Source organism: Thermogemmatispora tikiterensis, from assembly GCF_003268475.1.
Classification (GTDB): domain Bacteria; phylum Chloroflexota; class Ktedonobacteria; order Ktedonobacterales; family Ktedonobacteraceae; genus Thermogemmatispora; species Thermogemmatispora tikiterensis.
Genome location: NZ_MCIF01000002.1, coordinates 1806001 through 1822815, shown reverse-complemented (window position 1 = coordinate 1822815; position 16815 = coordinate 1806001). Strand labels below are relative to the sequence as shown.

14 protein-coding genes are annotated in these 16815 nt (G+C 60.5%); 11 read left to right on the top strand and 3 right to left on the bottom strand.

Annotated elements, in window-relative coordinates; translation table 11 throughout:
- Positions 1 to 158 precede the first annotated feature (158 nt).
- Together A4R35_RS07320 and A4R35_RS07315 are read left to right on the top strand one after the other, a co-directional pair.
- Positions 159 to 2204, top strand: coding sequence for a protein kinase domain-containing protein (locus tag A4R35_RS07320; RefSeq protein WP_189361464.1), 2046 nt, complete (start codon positions 159 to 161; stop codon positions 2202 to 2204).
- A 299-nt stretch (positions 2205 to 2503) separates the two neighbouring features.
- On the top strand, positions 2504 to 2785 hold the full coding sequence (locus tag A4R35_RS07315; protein WP_112427973.1) for a hypothetical protein: 282 nt from the start codon (positions 2504 to 2506) through the stop codon (positions 2783 to 2785).
- A 112-nt stretch (positions 2786 to 2897) separates the two neighbouring features.
- Here A4R35_RS07315 and A4R35_RS07310 read toward each other — a convergent pair whose 3' ends face one another.
- The gene (locus A4R35_RS07310) at positions 2898 to 3563 is read right to left on the bottom strand and encodes a type III secretion system chaperone family protein (RefSeq protein WP_112427971.1); all 666 of its coding nucleotides are present in this window, start codon (positions 3561 to 3563) and stop codon (positions 2898 to 2900) included.
- 385 nt (positions 3564 to 3948) lie between these two features.
- On the opposite strand from A4R35_RS07310, the gene A4R35_RS07305 reads away from it, so the two are divergent.
- From A4R35_RS07305 to A4R35_RS07295, 3 genes are all read left to right on the top strand, one after another.
- Positions 3949 to 4986, top strand: a complete 1038-nt coding sequence (locus A4R35_RS07305) for an aminopeptidase (RefSeq protein ID WP_112427969.1) — start codon at positions 3949 to 3951, stop codon at positions 4984 to 4986.
- Between the two features lie 241 nt (positions 4987 to 5227).
- Complete coding sequence (locus tag A4R35_RS07300; protein ID WP_189361462.1) at positions 5228 to 6958, top strand: serine/threonine-protein kinase; 1731 nt, start codon at positions 5228 to 5230, stop codon at positions 6956 to 6958.
- Between the two features lie 248 nt (positions 6959 to 7206).
- On the top strand, positions 7207 to 8340 hold the full coding sequence (locus tag A4R35_RS07295) for a carboxylate-amine ligase (RefSeq protein ID WP_112427965.1): 1134 nt from the start codon (positions 7207 to 7209) through the stop codon (positions 8338 to 8340).
- Between the two features lie 126 nt (positions 8341 to 8466).
- Here A4R35_RS07295 and A4R35_RS07290 read toward each other — a convergent pair whose 3' ends face one another.
- Together A4R35_RS07290 and A4R35_RS07285 are read right to left on the bottom strand one after the other, a co-directional pair.
- A complete protein-coding gene (locus A4R35_RS07290; protein ID WP_112427963.1) occupies positions 8467 to 9849 on the bottom strand; it encodes a GNAT family N-acetyltransferase in 1383 nt (460 codons plus the stop codon).
- Positions 9850 to 10303: 454 nt separating this feature from the next.
- Positions 10304 to 11167 (bottom strand): class I SAM-dependent methyltransferase, encoded by an 864-nt coding sequence (locus tag A4R35_RS07285; protein ID WP_223258244.1) that lies wholly within the window; start codon positions 11165 to 11167, stop codon positions 10304 to 10306.
- A gap of 823 nt (positions 11168 to 11990) precedes the next feature.
- Between A4R35_RS07285 and A4R35_RS07280 the strand changes: the two genes are divergently transcribed.
- The 6 genes from A4R35_RS07280 to A4R35_RS07250 all read left to right on the top strand — a co-directional run bounded on the left by A4R35_RS07280 (position 11991) and on the right by A4R35_RS07250 (position 16814).
- Positions 11991 to 12251: a 4Fe-4S dicluster domain-containing protein gene (locus A4R35_RS07280; RefSeq protein ID WP_112427959.1), complete on the top strand. Its 261-nt coding sequence runs from the start codon at positions 11991 to 11993 to the stop codon at positions 12249 to 12251.
- A gap of 169 nt (positions 12252 to 12420) precedes the next feature.
- Positions 12421 to 13116 (top strand): hypothetical protein, encoded by a 696-nt coding sequence (locus tag A4R35_RS07275; RefSeq protein ID WP_112427957.1) that lies wholly within the window; start codon positions 12421 to 12423, stop codon positions 13114 to 13116.
- 681 nt (positions 13117 to 13797) lie between these two features.
- Positions 13798 to 14007: a hypothetical protein gene (locus A4R35_RS07270; protein WP_112427955.1), complete on the top strand. Its 210-nt coding sequence runs from the start codon at positions 13798 to 13800 to the stop codon at positions 14005 to 14007.
- Between the two features lie 261 nt (positions 14008 to 14268).
- Complete coding sequence (locus A4R35_RS07260) at positions 14269 to 15027, top strand: Bax inhibitor-1/YccA family protein (protein WP_112427951.1); 759 nt, start codon at positions 14269 to 14271, stop codon at positions 15025 to 15027.
- 479 nt (positions 15028 to 15506) lie between these two features.
- Positions 15507 to 15854 carry a thioredoxin gene (gene trxA, locus A4R35_RS07255; RefSeq protein WP_112427948.1) on the top strand — a complete coding sequence of 116 codons (348 nt, stop codon included), beginning with the start codon at positions 15507 to 15509 and terminating at the stop codon, positions 15852 to 15854.
- A gap of 216 nt (positions 15855 to 16070) precedes the next feature.
- Positions 16071 to 16814, top strand: coding sequence for a GntR family transcriptional regulator (locus A4R35_RS07250; protein ID WP_112427946.1), 744 nt, complete (start codon positions 16071 to 16073; stop codon positions 16812 to 16814).
- The last annotated feature ends 1 nt before the right edge of the window (position 16815 follow it).

Genomic DNA, 16815 nt, shown 5'->3' with positions numbered 1-16815 from the left:
TGTGCGCCTTGAAGAGCTGCCTGTGGGGAGGAGCGAGCGGCCCCCTGTCCCTGCTCCCTGCTGCGGACGGGGCGTCAGCCCCTCGCTCGGCAGGTACCGGACACTGTCTCTGACCCGTCCAGCGAGCGATGGGTACAGTTTCGGAGAACGGAGATGCTATGTACGAGACGCAGCAAGAAGATCTGCTGGTGGGGCAGATGGTGGGAGGGTACCGTGTTGAGCAACTGCTGAGCAAAGGTCGTGTCAGTGCCGTCTATCTGGCCCGGCACTCTGTGAGCGGCCTGCCGGTGGCCGTCACAGCCATCATCATCCCAGAGGACTTCTCTGTGCGGGCGCGTAACCGTTTCATCAGGCGCTTTACCCAGATAGCGACGGCCCTGCTTGAACTTGATCACCCGCATATTCTACCGATTTACGACTTTGGCGAGCAGCTTGGCTATCCATACTTGATTTCGCCCTATGTTACCGACGGCTCGCTGGCGCATGTCCTCAAGCGCGACGGGCGCTGTGCCCCCTCCTATGCCCTGGAGGTGCTCCAGCAGGTGGCAGCGGGGCTGGACTATGCCCACGCACGGGGCATTGTGCACCGGGCCTTGAAGCCGGCTAACATCGTGCTCCAGGGAGACGAGCACCATGTAACCGTAGCGGGCTTCGGCCTCGTCGATCTCTTGCAGCTGCGGGGCGTGCGGCGTGTCGAGCATCCCTATCTCCATCTGCTCAATCTGGCCGGGACCTTCCTCGGATCGCCTGAATATCTGGCCCCGGAGGTCGTGCTCGGTCAGCAGCAGATTGATGCCCGTGCCGATATCTATGCCCTGGGCATCATCTTATATGAGCTGCTCAGTGGTAAGCCACCCTTCACCGGCAACGATTCGCTGGAGATCGCTCTTCAGCATGTCAAGCAGCCGGTGCCAGCTCTACGCAATCTCTGTCCTGCCCTGCCGCCAGAGATCGATGAAGTTCTCTCGCAGGCTCTGGCGCGCGACCCGGCGCGCCGCTTCTCCTCAGCGGGGGCCTTTGTCACGGCCTATGCGCGCGCCTTGCGGCGAGAGCGCAGCTTTGCCGCCGCTGCCCCCGTAGCTGCCAGCATCGCTCAGCTTCAGACCCAGCTAGCTGAGGAAGATGAGCTAACCAGCTCCGGCAGCCACTGGCAGCTGCGACCACCCATCATCACGGGGCGCCTGCCGAGCGTCAAGCGCAGCGGAGAGCTACCGACCACCGGCCCCCTGGCTGGAGGAGCTGCCTGGCAAGACCAACCCCTGCCTCTGGTGAAGGAGGCGCCCGCCGTTGGAGCGGCGCCAGCGAACGGCGCCAGGCGCGAGATGGTCTCGCTGCCCGGTACTCTGCCGCAGGCTGTGCCTCCCATGCCCCCGGCTCCGCCCATGCCCGTTCCCAGTGGCAACAGCGCCGACCTCGATAGCTTTGCCTGGTGGTCCGGGCGACCCGAAGACTATGCCCTCAAGCGCGCCGCACCGGCCCAGGCATCTGCACCGTCAGCTCCTGCCAGGGTGCCCCCCGCGGCTGGCAGCGGCAGCGCCGAACCCGCGCCGGTCGTCTTGCCTGCTCCACGAGAGCAGCGCGCGAAGCAGAACGCCCGCCCTGGCGTGCTGCAGCAAGAGGTGCCGATCCCTGCCCAGATCCCCGTGAGCACGCGGCGTGGCCGCAAGCGGCGCCGGCGTCAGGTAGTGGCTCTGCTCGCCGGCGGTGGCCTGGCCGCGGCTGGCCTGGGCCTGGCTATCAAAACCTCGGCAGCCCAATCGTTGCTGGGCAGCCTCTTCCATACCAACCAGAGTGGCAACATGGCCGCCTCCTCTGGTTCCACCAGTGGCCAACAGCAGACCAGTGGCCAGCAGTCTACCACCGGTCAGACCACGAACGGCACCAACACCAAGCAGAATGGCAAGGTCATCGGCACCACCTCCCTGGCGCTTAACTCAGCCCAGGCCTTTACCAATCCAGCCGATGGCAAGCAGGGGCTGCTCATTCACCTGCCGGGTGGCTCCTTTGCGGCTTACTCGCGAAGCTGTACGCATGAGGGAGTGGCCGTCAACTATGACCCGGCCACCCATTTACTCGTCTGCCCGGCGCATGGCGCGATCTTTGATCCGGCCAAGAAGGGGAGTGTTGTCCAGGGTCCTGCCACGACCCCACTCCCGCAGATCATGATTCGCGTCAACGCCGATGGCTCCATCACAACTGTCTGAGCGCAGTTGGCCGGCTCCAGAGTCTACCCCTGGCCGGCCTCCGCCGGGCGTCGCACCGCCGTACGTTCTCTCTCTCCCCTACCACTGAGCTGGGGATAGCCGGGATGGCTATCTCCGGCTTGACGTGCCGGGGCTACCCTGGGTAGACTACAACCAGTGACTCCTGGTGCCGCTACCCTCTCTGGTGGGGGAGAGCTGACGCTGGCAGCACAGTAATCACGTGGGAAGGAGGCGGCGCCTCTCTCAGTTTCCAGGAACAAGGTCTGTTCAGAGGAGGAGGTGCCGCAAGAGATGGCCAAATGGACGAGACTGTTCTGGGCTATATCGGCTTTATTGTGGCTGCCCTCATTCTTGCCTGGGCCGCTTTGGAGATCGGTAAACGCCTCAATACTGTCCGCCGCACAGGCACAGGTACAGAGACGGCAGATCGTTTAATCAAGCTGGACCCCTCGCAGCTGAATCAGCTAGAGGAGATGGCGCCCGAGGTTTCCCTTGAAGACGATGAGGATGAGCCGCCCTATCCTCCCTTGCGCTCACGTCTCAACGGGCATTATTCGAATAAGAGTAAACAGACCTTCTAACTGAGCAGAAGGCTGCTGATCGAGTGAGTGGGGAGCAAACTCCTGCTGTAGTAGCCTGGCCCCCGCCGCAGTAGTCTCTGTGCAGCCGCCGGCCCAGTCTGCCAAAGAATGCTCAGTCGAGGTCGTCATCGCGCTCCTGGCCCTGGCCCTCCTGCAGCATACGCCTGATCTCCGCCAGCACCTCGGCGGCATCTAGCTCGGGAGCGGAAGGCGAGGCGTCAGTCTCTGTCTCGTCTTGTGTCAGCCCTTGCTCGCTGCCGGGCCTCTCCTGCCAGAAAAGGCGCTCACCCTCGTAGCTCTCTAGAAAAGCCTGCTCACAGGCAGTCAGCGCAGCCCGAGCCGTACAATGCCCGTAGATGATGCGCGGCAGCAGGCTGTGATAGATGACGATCGTCTGAATGACCCCTTCGAGATGCTGCCGGAAAGCTGGCAACGAGAGCCGCTCCTCGCCCAGATAGAGACTGGCGCTGAAACGCACCTCACCATCTTCCAGATCCAGACCGAAGCGTCCGAGCGGCAGCGTATAGTTCAGGCTCATCAGCGCCTCCAGGCAGCTCCGGCGCCGCCGCTGCGGCAGAATACTGAGATGAGGCACAATAAAGAGCAGTCTTCTTCCCAGCGGTGGACCGGCCTGCAAGATGATCAGCAGTTGCCACTGCCCCAACTCGTCGTGAAAAACTAACTCAGCCACTCCCTGGCGCTCGTCCACGCTGGCGACGCGCAGTCCTAGCCGCGTGAGATAGCTCACCACATCGGTAATGCGAAAGTCTTCACTCACTGGTCTGCTCCTTCTCGTTCGCTGCCCACCTGTCGCCGCTCCTCTCCGCTTCACCTCAGAACAAGCAGGCTCTGTCTTTCTGTATGGAGTATAGCAACGCCCTGCATCGGTAGTTCTCACCTTCTCGCTATACTGGAAACGGAGAGCACCTCCTCACCGTCGTTTCCCAGAGACGTTACTCTCGCTGGAGCGGCGGCGTCTCTCTCTCCAGAGCATCCTGTGCACAGCCGCCAGACCGCCGCAGCGCGGCCTGTCCAGGAATGAGAGGAGGGACGGAGGTGGGTGAGAGAATCGGCGGCCTTCTCAGCGTTCTCTCTAGAGAGCGTAGAGACAGCAAGAAGAGTGTCGTGAGATTAGTGAAGGAAGAAGGCAGGAACGCAGAATCATGAGTCAGCAAGCGATCACCAATATCCAGAGCGACTCTAATTTCGAGGCACGGGTGCAGCGTGGAGCCGAGAATGCTCTTAATTGTATGGGGGTGGCGGCCACCGATCGGCTCTTTATCTTGACCGACTATGAACGCGGGGCGATCGCCCGCCGGGTGGCGGCGGCGGCTCTTGATCGTCATGCCGCTGTCAGCGTGCACTTTCTGGAGCACTACGGCAAACGGCCCCTGACAGGCTTTCCCGAGAGCCTGCGCCAGGACCTGCAACAGTTTCATCCCACTGTCACCTTCTACATTGCTACAACTCGCCCTGGCGAGATCGGTTTCCGCATTCCCTTGCTGCCCTTTTTGACCCAGGAGCTACGTGTCCGGCATGGTCACATGCCAGGCATCGATGAGCGTCTGATGGCCGAAGGCATGTGCGCCGACTACGATCAGGTCTATGAGATCACCAACAAGGTCTATGAGATCGTGCGCCAGGCCGAGCGCATCCACGTGACCTCAGCCAAAGGCAGCGATCTGAGCGCGACCTTCCATAAGCACTGGAAGTGGATTCCCTGTCACGGACGCTATCACGAGCAAGGGCAATGGGGCAACCTGCCCGAAGGTGAGGTCTTTACTGCCCCTGCCGATGTCAACGGCGTGGTGGTCTGCGACGTCCTCGGTGACTTCTTCTCCGCCAGGTATGGCGTCCTCAAGCATCCTGTGCGCATCACCATCAAAAATGGCTATGCCACCGAGGTCACCAGCGAAGATACCGCGGTTGCCAAGGAGCTGCGCGATTATCTCTTCTCCGTTCCCAACGGCAACCGCGTGGGGGAGTTCGCCATTGGCACCCTCATCAGCCTCAAGCAGCCGGTTGGCAATCTGCTCCAGGATGAGAAGATTCCCGGCTTGCATATTGCCTTTGGTAATCCGTATCCAGAGTATACCGGGGCTGACTGGGATGCCCGCATTCACGTCGATGTCGTGCCGACAACCTGCACCATCGAGGTCGATGGACGTCTGATTATGCGCGATGGTGAGTTCTGCCTCTAGAGGAGGCGACTCGCGTGCCCTGGTCTGGGGCCTGGGCTGGACTGCCTGGAGAATCTCAGCAGATCCGATCCAGGCCGCCCCCTGTCTTCCCGCTCTCGCCTTGCCACCTCGGCAGAGCTACTGGTCTAGCGAGCGAGAAGCGACAAAGACAGGTAAAAGCCCCAGGCATGACTTGCCCGCCTCGCGCCGATGGCCTGGCCGCCGCCAGCGAGGCAGTGGCGAAGAAAAGAGGTGCTGCGAAGTGTTGCACAGCAGGGGTCAGGAGCTACTCGGAAAGACCCTCGGGGGCTATGTGCTCGAAAAGCTGCTTGGCTACGGCGGAAGCAGCGCCGTGTATCTAGCTCGCTGCAATGACTCAACAACCCCTTCCACCCCCGTGGCCCTGAAAGTCTTTCTACCTCGCACCCATCTGACGAGGACGGCCTACCTCGAACTCCAGCGCCGCTTCCTGCAAGAAGCCCAGGCGGCCAGCCGCTTGCAGCACCCGCACATTGTGCCTATCTACGCCTGGGGCGAGGAGGCCGGCCTCGCCTATCTGGTCATGCCTTATCTGGCTGGCGGCACCCTGGCCCACTACGTACGTCGCCACGGCCCTCTCCCCCTAGAGGAGGCCGCCACCTATGTGGAACAGATCGCTTCCGCCCTGGACTACGCTCATCAGCACGGCTACATCCACTGCGACGTCAAGCCTGCGAACATTCTACTCAACGAGCAAGGGCGCGTCTTCCTCTGTGACTTCGGCATTGCTCGCCTGCTACAGGACGCGTTAGCGAACGAGGGCCAGGTTGAGGAATCGCCAGCCAGCGAGCAGGCTGCCGCCATGTCTATCCCTATGGGCACGCCGGATTACCTGGCCCCCGAGCAAGCCCTCAATGAGCCAGTTGATCACCGCGCTGACATCTATGCTCTTGGCGCTACCCTCTTCTATCTGCTGGCAGGACGTCCCCCTTTCCAGGCCGATTCCCCCATTGCACTGGCCTTGCTACACGTCCACGAGCCACCGCCAGCCCTATGCGAGCTTGATCCACGTATCCCGCCCCAGGTCGACTATGTGCTGCGTAAGGCCCTGGCCAAGTTCCCCGAGGAGCGCTTTGCCTCCGCCCGGCTCTTGAGCGAGGCCTTCCAGCAGGCGATTGCTGGCCCAGAGACACCTGCCCGTCTCCGCCTGAGCATACATGGCCTGCTCCTACCGGCCTGGCTCCCTTTCCCACTCGTTCGGCGCCTGGAAGCGCTGCCCATTCCCTCCAGCTTTAGCGGCAGATGGAAGATCCTGCTGCTGACCCTGCTTTTGCTGCTCCTGCTCTGCTCCAGCTCGCTTGCTTACGCCCTGCATGCCGCCCGCACAAGACCAGGCAACGGCGCCAGCGCCAGCCTGTCAACCTCTGACTTCTCTCCCCCTCAGCCCACGGTGGCCCTCACCGCTCCCGTCGACCAACTGCTGACTGGAGCCAGCGATTGGCCTCATAGCTCTAGCGCCTTCTTTGCCGATGGAGAGTATTATCTCCTCAATACCAGTCCGGGAACCAGCGCTCTTGCGCTCTACGCCCGCCATCATTTTGACGATTTTCACCTGGCCGTCAACGTGCGCCAGGTGCGTGGCTCCCACGACGACGCCGACTACTATGGCGTGGTCTTCCGAGCCAGTAGCGACCAGCAACGCTACTACGTTTTTGCCGTTGCCAGCTGGGGTGGTGGCTCATATGCCGTCTGGCGCTATAGCGGACGCTGGACGACGCTGGCTGAAGGGCCAGCTCCCAGCTTGCTGATCGGGCCGGGGACCGTCAATACCCTCGAGGTCGATGCTCATGGCCCCCTCTTACGCTTCTTCATCAACGGACAGGAACTCTCTTCTACACCGCTGCACGATTCTGCTCCTTCTGCCCCTGTCAACGGCAGCATTGGCCTCTACGTGGAAGAAGAGGGCAGCGAAATCGCCTGCTCACAACTCTATATTGGGCCTGCTCGATTCTAAACCCAGACTGGCCCCGACGCCGGTGGATGGCTCTGCTTGTATGCTCGGTTGCTGACCTGCCCGCTTCCCTTTCCGCGCCTGGCACAGGCAGTGCTCGCCCTCCCTCGCCTCGTCCCACGGACAAGGTGCTGCTCGTCGCATTCCAGACGGAAAATAGAGTATAATTCGAAAGGATCGTCTTGAAGGCGTTGCGTGTCGATGGAGCCACCTCTGCCGGACCTGTCGCTTTGAAGACCAAAGGATCACGTATGAAAGGTCGTTCAGCCCTTTATCGTCCCACTCTTGGCGTAGAGGAAGAATTTCAGCTTGTTGAGCGCTGTAGTGGTCAACTGTGCGGTGCCATCGAGCGCGTCCTGGAGCAAGGTCAAACCCTCTTTGGCGAGCAGATCAAGCCCGAAATGCATGCCTCAACGGTCGAGATTATCAGCCCGGTCTGTGCCGATATCGCCGCCGTCCGACAAGAGCTGTGCGAGTTGCGCCGGCGTCTCATCGAGGTTCTGGCCAAAGAAGACCTGGTACCCGTCAGCGCGGGCACCCATCCCACGGCTCGCTGGCAGGACCAGCAGCGTACCGAACGCGAGCGTTACATAGAGCTGGAAGAAGAGGAGCAGGACGTAGGCCGTTCGCTGCTCATCTTTGGCCTGCACATCCATGTCGGGATTCCCGACCGTGAGGTGGCCATTGCTGTCATGAACCAAGCTCGCCTCTGGCTGCCCCATCTGCTGGCGCTCTCCGCCAACTCGCCCTTCTGGGCAGGCAGACTGACTGGCATCAAATCTTACCGCTCCGTCGTCTGGAAACGCTGCAACCGCAGTGGCCTGCCTGAAGTCCTGCCCAGCCTGGCCCACTTTGAACGCTATGTCGACGACCTCATCGAAGTCGGTGCCATCGACAATGGCAAGCGCATCTGGTGGGACATCCGCCTCCATCCCTTCTTTGACACCCTTGAATTCCGCATCTGTGATATGCCAGCCACCCTGGAAGATACTATCGCCCTGGCCGCTCTCTGCCAGGCCCTCGTGGCCAAGCTCTACCTCCTCTACCTGCAGGGAGTCACCACTGTCGTCCTGCCGCGCCTCTACCTCGAAGAAAACAAATGGTTAGCCATGCGCGATGGACTGGACGCCACCTACTTCGATTTCCCCAATCACCGCCGCCTGAGCATGCGCGAGGCCATCAGCGAACTCCTTGACTTCGTCGCCGACGTGGCCGAGGAGCTGGGTAGCCAGCGGGAAATGGCCTATCTGCGTGCCCTCTTAGCTGATCCCCGTGGAACCGGCGCCGATCGCCAGATCGCCATCTATCGCCAGACCGGCTCCATTGACCAGGTCATCCGGCTCCTGATCGAACAAACCACCCAGGGCGTGCTCGAAGTGGCCTGAACCCACCCAGAGGCAGACAGCCGGTGAACGAGCAACCCAACCACTCGCTCGCTCACCGACTGTCTGCCCTGGCCCTCTCCCTGCCACGTACCATGAGGCCCAGAAATCCTATCCCAGCGGTATGGCCTACGAAGGCCGCTTAGGAAAGAGCGTCTGCAGCAGCATTTCCGCCGTCGGCTTCACCTCCACGTCTGGGAAGGCGTAGCTCAGCTCCTCCAGGCTTCGATAGCCAAAGAGCAGCTGCAGAAAAACCAGGGGTGGAAAGGCCGCCGCAGCCTGCTCGTAGTCGTAAGCCCGCTCCACCTGCCGCACCGCCTCCAGGCTGCCCGCCTGAAAATGCAGCAGCAGCTCATGACCATAGAAGTGCAGGCTCAAGCTGCCGCTGTAGCCAGCCAGTGGCGACTGAGCCAGCCGGCGCTCCAGCACCGGGGCCACTCGACGCAAAAAGGCCGCCAGATCGGCAACACGTACGTACCAGGCAAAGCTACGGCTGCTCCTCACCGCGAGCGGCTCGCCATAGCAATTGGTCAGGCGCAGCAGCGCTGCACGAATCGGGTGCTCTATGGGCAGATAGAGGCGCAGATAATCGATCTCTGCAGGAGCTCGTCGCACTGGCATCTGCTGGCCCCGTGCCAGAATCGCCCGCAGCACAGAGGGCAAGAGCTGAAACAGATCGACCCCAGACACCATCTCAAAGCAGTGCGTCACCGGCACCTCCGAGCGCCAGCGCATCGTCGGCATCACCAGGAAGCCCAGAAAACTCTCGCTCTCACTCTCTATGACCTGAATGTGCCAGTGCTCGCCCGTGCGGCAGCCCTGCTGATGCAGCACGTGATAGCGCCACCACGCCTCACCAATCGGCGTCGTCACCGCCAGCTCTCCCCGCTGCCGGTGAGCCTCATAGAGCGCCATAATCGCTGGCAGGTCCTCCAGCGTTGCATCGCGCAGCTGCACTGGCTCCCGCTCGTTTCCGGGTGCAGGCGGAATCAGCACCACCGGAAAGCTCAAGTAGCCTGCGAGATCCAGGGCATACTCGTAACCGAACTGGCGGTAGAAGTAGGGAATACCCGTAATGGCCTGCACCAGTGCGCCCTCGGCCTCGCTGCGTGCATGGAGTAGTCCAAACAGCGCGCGTATCAGACCACGATGGCGATAGGCAGGATCGGTCACCACCAGCTCAGGGCGTCCTACAAGCAAACGAGCACCCTCATAATCCCAGAACTGACGCCAGAGGCAGGCACAGGCCACCACGCGATCGCGGCTGCTCCGCGTGTCCTCTACCAGCGCAAAGTCGTGGCTGCCCATCAGCGGGTGTTCACCACTGAGTAGCTCGCGCACGTGCCAGGCCAGCGGCTGATTGAGCGGATCAGCCGGCCTGTTGAGAAAGACCTCGCATTCCAGGCGTGCCAGCTCCTCGGCATCCTCGGGGCGCGACCAGCGCAATCGCAGGCCATCGCCCAGGTCGCGCACATATTGCGGATCGGCGAGAGGTGAGTTGGTGAAAGGCATGAGCGAAGCTCCTTTCTCCGTTGAAGCGTAGTAGATGATCAAAAAAGACAAAAAAAGCCCTGCCTCTTGCGTTGGCCTTGGGAGCTGGGCCGCGACCAGCGCAGACCTTGCGTCTGCAGGCCGCTGGCGAAAGCGGTTGCTCTCCAGGAGAAAGAGAAAAGCAGACGCTGGACGGGTTCAACGATGAGGTGGACAGCAGGAAGCAGAGAAAGCGAGCAGCTTTGGCTGCCTGAGGGGGGAGAGAGCTGAGCTGGCCACCGTGGGATGAATCGCCTGCCTCTGAGCAGGTCGAAGCGAGGGCTGTCCCTTCATCACCAGGGGCCTCCTTTCAAGATCAAACAACGAGCAAGCCTACACCGGACCGGAGAAGTATAGTCAATGCAAGGCTCGTTGTCAAGCAAGCGGAGAAGACGCAACGGAGAGTAACTTCTCTGCCATCCAGGCAAAGCATCACTTAGGGTCTCTGTGGGTCGTAGCTCCAGCGAGCGAAGATGGCCGTTGACAGCAAGCGTTGAGCGCTCTCCTCCACCAGCACCATCTCGCCAGTTGTAATCGTGCCGCCATACCCACGCATCATCTCCGCCAGAGCGTAGTAGAGACTGAGGGCCGAAGCGCGGATCGCATACGTAGTCAGCACCACAAAGAGCGGTTCCTCGCTCAGCAGAGAGCGGCAGGTTGCCAACAGTGTTGGAAGCGACTCCTGGAGTTTCCAGACCTCGCCGCGTGGGCCACGACCGAACTTTGGCGGATCGATAATCACCCCATCGTAGCGCGAGCCGCGGCGCACCTCGCGCTGAACGAACTTCAACGCATCATCCACGATCCAGCGAATCGGGCGGGAACTCAAGCCAGAGAGGGCCTGATTGGCGCGGGCCCACTCCAGAACCTTCTTCGAGGCATCGACATGAGTCACGCTGGCCCCAGCGCTGGCGGCGGCCAGAGAAGCCAGACCCGTATAGCCGAAGAGATTCAGCACCCGTACCGGGCGCCGAGGGGCTACAGCGCGCACCAGGTCTGCCAGCCAATTCCAATGGCTGGCCTGCTCAGGAAAGACCCCCAGATGACGGAAGGGCGTCGGAGCGGCCCAGAAGCTCAGATCTTTATAGCGCACCATCCAGCGCGGCTCAAGAGGATGACGGAACTGCCAGCGCCCATGCTGCTCTTGCTCCTCTGACAGTGGGGCGCCGCTCACGAAAATAGCGTCGGCCTTTTCCCAGAGCTTGCGTGGCAAAGCAGGCTGCCAGAGGGCCTGTGGCTCAGGACGCACAAAGCGGTAGGGGCCAAGACGTTCCAGGCGGGCTCCTGCCCCGCTATCCAAGAGCGCATAATCCTGCCACTCTCCTGGGGTGAGCAAGAGCAGCGAAGGCCGCTCCGCAGGCCTTGAATTCAGCTGATCTAGAAGCTGACCCATGCCAATACTCTAAAGGATCACAGCCGTTTTGGCAAGATGTGAGTTGCGCCTCGTAAATCTCAACTGACCATAACCATCATTGTCTTCACCCGAAGCTTCGGGTTGGCTGTGCTCTGCTAGAGGGCTGCGGCGGCTCTGCCGTTGGTGAGCATTCTGGCTGCAGCGCGGGCAAACCCTCCTCTGCGCGCACTGCCCTCCACCCTGCAGGAAACGCACTGTGAGGCAGCTGTGAGAGAGAGCCAGACCAATGCTGCGAAGAGCGGCGCAGGCGCGGAAAAGCAGTGATCTGGAATTGACATCGAGTTGCCAACCTTCTATACTGAACTAGGCTACAATCGGTGCCTGTCCATTGAGCATAGCAATCGTCGGCAAAACAACGGCAGCCCTATGGGCAGGCTCAAAGCAACGACTGGAAAGTCAGACTTGTGGCGGCGCCGACCCCACACCGGGCGGTCCCATTGCCAGAGAGAGTCAGCAAAGCAACGAGGCGCCCGCGCTCTCTGAATGGACTGAGAAGCTCAGGGGGGCGCTGACCGCGAGCTCGAGAAGACACGCGGGGCCTGATTGCTTGCTTGCTGACTGCCAAACCTTCTTGCTGCGAGGAAGACGCATAGGCCCCGGCTTGGATCAAGCTCATCTCAGAGGAAAAGGAGGCGGCGCTGTTCCCCCTTCCTGCTTACAGGCCGAGCGTGCTATGGCGTAGGCAGGGGTTGATGCGCCGGAATGTTGGATGCCCTACGTGATCACTCAGCCGTGCATTGGCGTGAAGGATGCTTCTTGTGTTGATGTCTGCCCGGTAGATTGCATTCATCCAACACCGAACGAAGAGGGGTTTGAGGAGAGCGAGCAGCTCTACATCAATCCCGATGAGTGCATCGACTGCGGCGCCTGTGAGCCGGCATGCCCGGTCAACGCTATCTTTGAAGAGTCGGCGGTGCCTGACGAGTGGAGGCATTTTATCAAAATCAATGCCGAATTCTTCAAGAGGTAGAGGGGCCGAGCCGAGGAGGCAAAAGGAAGGAAGCGGAGCGTGCTGGTCGCCTGGCAACGTCAGGGGCGGGCAGACCATCGATCTGCTTGAGGGACTGAAAGGGCTGTGATATAATGCAGGTGCATGTATCATCGAGGAGAAAAGAACTTTTATTGAGGGAGCTGCCCCTATGCCAGTAACGAGGCGCAGACGCGCGAATCCACCAGAGCAACCGGAGAACGACAACCATAACCATGTGGCGGAGCAAGGAGAGGAGGTTGCAGCCGAGCCACTGACAACGGAGCAGGCTCCCATTGTACCGCTGGATGGTGAGCAGGCATCGGCAGCGCCTCCCCGCCAGGGAGCACAAGCTCCCACGCAGTCCGGAGAGGCTATCTCGCTGCCGTTCCCGCCCAGTGAAGCACTCGCCACACCCGCCGGCCCAGGAACTCCACCGGTGGCCAATGGTGAACGTCCGCCAAGCGAGCGGCAAGGCCCCGACTATCTCCCTGCCGTGCCTGCGGAAGGGGGCCGTCGTACGGCTCGTGAGTACTTCCGCCGACCGGCAGCGGCGATTCCCACCAGTGCCCCTGGTCCAGTGGCAACCTTCCAACAACCGTCACCTCCGGCCCCATCCCATGAGATTACCTTGCCGCTGGGCAACCTCTTGCATCTGGCCTATAATCCCAGCTATACCGGAGCCGAAGAGGCGCGCAGCCAGCTGCTGCGCCGCCTGGAAAGCGAAAGTAAGGCTGGTGGACGCGCCCGCTGTTGGAACTGCGGTTCCCTGGCTGTCGTCTACGATCGCTGGGAGACACGCAGCAAGGCCTTCGGCGAGGTTGGTGTGGCCTATTGCGAGATCTGTGGCGTCTGGAGTGTCATGTAAGCCAGTGAGTCGCCGCAGGTGGTGAGGTGGGCGCTGGCTGTCCCTGCCCTGCCCACCTTATCTTGTCTTACCCTGTGCCGCCGCGCCGGCCCAGGCCGATACTCCCGGCTGACCCTCACTGAAGGGGCACAGATCGGGCAGGCAAGTGTCTGGCCTGACTCTGTACTGAGGTGCTAACCAGCCAGCCAGCCAGCCAGTCGCGTATGGAGGTCAGCAGCTGGCTTTCCTCTGCTGTTTGGTAGAGCCGAGTGCGAATAAGAATGGATAGCCAGCTGATCAAAAGCGTAGACAGAGCGGAAGGAATCCCCCAGCTTGGTGAGAGATCACCTTGCCTGGAGCTTCGGCCTGGGGCAAGTTGTGTCAGCGCCATAGCAGTGATGGGTGAGCAAGAGGACAGACAGGCGGAACCAGAAAGGAGGGGTGGAAATAGGAGGGAAGGAAGAGCCTAACGCCCAATCCGTCGCCTGCCAGGCCATACGCTGGCCCTGGGCGAGCGCCCTGGCTTCACGGGGGGAGATGGGCGAGAGGAAGGAAGGATTGATGGATGGAACCGGTTCGGCTCAGCTGGCTTCTCCCGGCTGCTAGTCCGGCAGCTTATCGGTATACCTGCTTCCTCTCCCCTACAGTCAGGTGTTTTTCTCAGGCTCCTATTCCGCACTGATCTGAAGGAGTGAGGGATTTATGCCGACGAGTCAGGATCAGGAGAACGAGACACTGCGTCGCTGCCCTCGCTGTGGGGGTCTTCTCTACAAGCCTCTGGGTAGCAGTTTCTATTGGCATGCCGATAGTAACCATCCACCTTGCGATATCACCAATATCGCCGAATCCTCCTTCAAGCCGCGCAGTGCAGAGGCCGAGAACCCGGCAGAGGGGCGTGAGTCCTCGAAATAAATCCGCCCTGCCGGGCGTTTCCTTTTCTAGAAAAGATCCGCGCTGAGCCTGAAGACAAGGGAGAAGAAGGAGAAGGCAGAGAGCAAAGGAGGGAGGGAGTGTACAACTTCAGGCCCACGGCTGCGTAATATCTTGATGAAGGAGGAAGCAAGAAACGGCAGCGGCTCTGGCGAGCGCCGCGCAGCAAGACTGTGTCCCAGGCGCATCGCATCGGAGCCGAGTGGCAGCGGAAGCAGCTTGTTTCCCTGAGTGAGGTGAAGCATGTATAATCCACGCTATAATTCGCCGTTTGGTATGGGAGGAGAGCGCAATAACTGGCTTGGCTCCTATCCTTACCAGACGATTCCTTACGTCAATGAACGGGCGGGGAGCCTGGTTAGCAAGGTCATGTTGCTGCTGGCCATCTCCTTCCTGGTGGCCTGTATCGGTACCTTTGTCGGTATCTCCTTCTTTGCTCAGGTTGCCGGCTTGGGGGCCTACCTGCTAGTTGCCTTGGGTGGCCTGGTCGTCCTCTTTATCCTGCAGCTGGCGATCAATGTGCATGGGTTGAATCTCTTCCTGCTCTACCTGTTCACCTTCCTGGAAGGGATGTCATTGGCACCCCTGGTGATGGCCCTCACCGGGGCCGGTATGGGGAATATTCTCGGTGAGGCCTTCTTGATTACGGCGTTGTCCTCGTTGGGGCTAGCCGCCTATGCCTGGACCACGCGCCGTGACTTCTCTGGCCTGGGGAAGTACCTCTTCTTCGGCCTGATTCTCTTGCTGGTGGCGGGCATCATTGGCCTCTTCTTGCCCGGCCTCTTCGGCACGGGCCTGGGTGGCCTGCTGATTTCCATTGTCGGCATCGCGATCTTCGGCGGCTATGTGCTCTACTATGTACAGCGTGCCAAGTATCTGGCCGATACCCTACCTAACGCCATCATGCTCACCGTCGCCATCTTTGTGACGGTGATGAACCTCTTCCTCTACATCCTGCGCTTCCTCATGATCCTGCAAGGAGGAAGCCGCAGCAATCGCTAACAAAGACAGGAGGCGCAAAGACGGCCATGGCAAGCGCTTGCCTGGATGATAGATGAGGGTCGGGCAAAGCGAAGCAGGCCGACTGACTGGTGACGGTCGGGCAATGAGGCAAAACAAAGTCGATCCGACCCGGTTGACTGTGTCGAGGTGATGGCCCTATCTCGACCTGCTCACCAGGCGAGCAGTGAAACTGGGAAGATGGAAGGAGGGAGAGGAGCAGAAAGGAGATGGCTCTGGCTTGGCTCAGCTCAGCAGCCATCGGCTCGGTCAGTGCGGCAACAGGACTCTTGTCACAATCAAGGCCCTGGCTATTGCGAGAGCCTCACGCCGCTGAGTATAATCAAACGGTGGCCTGGCTCTCTGGAATAAGGGCAGTGCTGCCATTGTTGTTCTAACTGAAAGCCTTTGAGGCTATCTTTGCTTCCCTCAAAAGGCAAGAAAGAAACCCATTTCCATTCCAGGGAAAGAGAGTCACGCGAATGGCTGAGCGTTCCAATCTGTTTCATATCAGCGATAGCGACTTCGAGGCGCGGGTGCTTAAGTCTCCGACGCCGGTGATCGTCGATTTCTGGGCAACCTGGTGTCCCCCCTGTCGCGCCCTCGCTCCTACTTATGAGAAGTTGAGCGACGAGTATCAGGGGAAGCTGGCCTTTGCTAAGATGGATATCGACGAGAACCAGATCACACCCATGCGTCTGCAAATCCAGGCCGTCCCAACGCTGATTGTCTTCAAAGATGGTCGAGAGGTAGCCCGCTTGGTGGGTCCTCATCCGCTGCGCCTGAAGAGCGAGATCGATCGCATCCTGGCTCAGGTCAGCGTCGCCTGATCCTCTTGCTAAGCGGGTAAAGGGAGAAAGTAAGAGGCAGTGTCGAAGGAGAAGTGCGACGATGAAGGCTGTTTCAGAAACCGCCCGTCTGACTCGCACTTCTCCATGTATGTCCCCCTCTCGACGCTTTTCGGCTTTTATGATATATTCTTCTCATCATCCTGACTGCCTAAGAGGTAGAATCCTGTTGTCTGGACATAGGGGGGACTGTATATTATGCCAATGTTGGAACGTTCGAACCCGCTGCCGCTCTATTACCAGCTCAAAGAGGTGCTCAAGCAGCAGATCCGCGCCGGGCATCTAGCCCCACATACCGCTATCCCGTCCGAGCCGGAGCTGGTGGCGCGCTACCGCGTCAGTCGCGCAACGGTGCGGCAGGCTCTGACCGAACTCGTCCATGAGGGCCTGTTGTATCGTCAACATGGCAAAGGGACCTTTGTCTGTGAGCCGCGCGTGCAGCAGACGCTCAGTGAACTGACCAGCCTGAGCGAAGATATCCGCCGCCGTGGCAAGCGCCCTGGTGGATTGCTGCTCGTGAGCGAGCTGGTTCGCGGCTCTGAAACGGTGCGCGAGCGCCTGCGCCTCCTCGATGAAGAGCAGGCGATTCGTCTGGTGCGTGTACGGACTGCCGATGAGGTGCCGATCGCTTACGAGGTCGATTATCTGCCATATCCGCGGGCCACGGGCATCTACCAGCGGGCCAGGGAACTGGGTGAAGGCTCACTCTATAGTATGATGGCCTCAGAGGGCCTGACCCCCTATATCGCCGAGCAGAATGTGAAAGCCGCCCTGCCTTCGGCGCGTGAGGCCGAACTCCTTCGCATTCCCCCGGACGAACCCGGCTTGCGCGTCACGTGCACCACTTTCGATCAAACCGGCTCACCTATCGCCTATAGTGAAGTGTTCTATCCCGGATCGCGTTATGAATATATGGTAACATTGCGTGTCGCCAAGTCCTGAA